Genomic DNA, 557 nt, shown 5'->3' with positions numbered 1-557 from the left:
TGGTGAAAGACATCGTCAGATCATTGGCGTTCTCTTTTACCTGCCAATCAGAATCAGCACGCCCTTGAGCAACATAACTAAAGCCCCCCATGTCCAACCCGTCAGTACGCATCGATTTCAACTCAATCTGTACGGCTTCACCAGAAGCAGCACCGATTTGAAAAGACGATTTGCCGAATGCGCCATTCAACAGTTTGCGTCCACCAAAAGATGTGGTTTCCGCAATGCGGTTTAACTCATCGTTTAACGCGGTGACTTCTTCTTGCAACGCGGTACGCTCGGCTTGGCTGTTTGAGCCATTAGCCGACTGAAGCGACAAATCACGCATACGTTGCATGATGTTCGTCACCTCATTCATCGCGCCTTCTGCGGTTTGCATGATAGAGATGCCATCATTAGCGTTACGAACCGCCACATCCAAACCACGCATTTGTGATTGCAGACGATTGGAGATTTGCAGGCCTGCCGCGTCATCTTTTGCGCTGTTAATACGCTTCCCTGAAGACAAACGCTCCATGGATTGATTCAGCATATCCGTTGCACTGGTCAAATGACGT

1 pseudogene is annotated in these 557 nt (G+C 49.0%); it reads right to left on the bottom strand.

Going from position 1 to position 557, the window contains the following annotated elements:
* A pseudogene (locus R7E78_RS29330) lies at nucleotides 1-557 on the bottom strand (flagellin); the annotation flags it as partial.

Source organism: Vibrio sp. YT-19(2023), assembly GCF_033337395.1.
The sequence above is the reverse complement of the archived record's forward strand: the minus strand, read 5'-3'. Positions and strand labels throughout refer to the sequence as shown.